This is a genomic window from Thalassotalea sp. G20_0, from assembly GCF_017744175.1.
Lineage (GTDB): Bacteria > Pseudomonadota > Gammaproteobacteria > Pseudomonadales > Endozoicomonadaceae > Endozoicomonas.
This window is the reverse complement of record NZ_JAGHQV010000213.1, coordinates 1-1271: the sequence shown is the minus strand read 5'-3', so window position 1 is coordinate 1271 and position 1271 is coordinate 1. Positions and strand designations below refer to the sequence as shown.

The window sequence follows — 1271 nt, the reverse complement described above, 5'->3', positions numbered from 1 at the left end:
CACAATTCTTCGACTGAAATTGTATTATGTTACTCAATCGTTGTCGTCGGGTCAGTCATGGGTACGTCTATTCAGAAAAATGTCAGGCAATTCAGTGCTTCTTACTTGATAAAAACAGTGTCAGAATATTTTGACAGCATCCAAGATCTTTATCTGCTTCCTATTGGTGGTACTGGCCTCTTTTATTCGGGAACCTGCCGATGTGATGACTGCTGTATTAAAAACGAGGGCAAGAAAAATCAAACCTTTTACCACAATATTATAGGCGGCTGTATCATCCATCCGCCCAGAAAAACCGTCATTCCTTTAGCGCCAGAAGCGATTTGCCGACAGGATGGTTCCACAAAAAATGATTGTGAAAAAGCGGCAATAAGACGTTTTCTGGCGCAGACAAAACACGACCATCCACGCCTGAAACTGGTGATTCTGCTAGATGGCCTAAGTTTTCAGGCTGTGGCAGTTGACGTGTATTCATCTGGAGTAGCTGCAGCGGTGCGCTATCCAGTAACACATCCCACAGCCAGGCTGCCTGACAAAAAGGTCAGGCTTCTCTGATACCGGTTGCCTGGAACTTTACCGGACTGACAAGGTCGTACTCTATCGTTGCCATTCTCAAACGATTCTCCAATTGGAAACAGGGAGGACCTTCAAATAAACCATGCAGTCACCTTCCTCCTCAGCAACCGCAGATACTGTATCCCGGTTAACATCCACTGAAGCTGGAAGAGACGAGCCGTCAACCAGCTGCAAACGCAAAAGAAAGCGGAGCATGGCAGGTCGCCAGATTGAACAGACAACAACGGGCTCTGGAGCGTTTCCACCGCATCAACAGCAACCTGAATCCGGGACCATTCCCCCCATAAAGCTCAGGCGTGTTACTGGCAATAACTCGTGTATTGAGCACTCTTCTTCGACTTCGGTTCAGGGTAATGCGGAGCCAATGGAGACTGAGTCTGCTGACGCAGCTTCCACGCTTGTGGGGGAGGACATATCAATAAATCTACCAACAGCCAGCGACAACAGGCTGTTAACTGGCAATGAGCATACCTCAGAGATGGTGCAGGATATGCCAGTACCAATGGAGGATGTACCGCTCACTACAGAAATTAACAGTGAAACATCAATTTCAGAATTTTCTGTAAGCCAGCAAAATGAACTACGAATACATTTAAATAATCAAGAAATACAAGCAGTACTAAAGAATGCCGGGATACTGCTGAAAACCCTCAATGACAGGAAAATCCAACTAGCGCGAGACAGGGGTAAGCCGC

Annotated in this window: 2 protein-coding genes; both read left to right on the top strand. The window is 46.7% G+C overall.

The annotated features are described in order from the left end of the window. Positions 1 to 555: hypothetical protein (locus J7438_RS25590; RefSeq protein WP_209278862.1), on the top strand; the 555-nt coding region annotated here is incomplete at its 5' end. A gap of 214 nt (positions 556 to 769) precedes the next feature. Next, on the top strand, positions 770 to 1271 hold a 502-nt coding region (locus tag J7438_RS25585; protein ID WP_209278861.1), incomplete at its 3' end, for a hypothetical protein.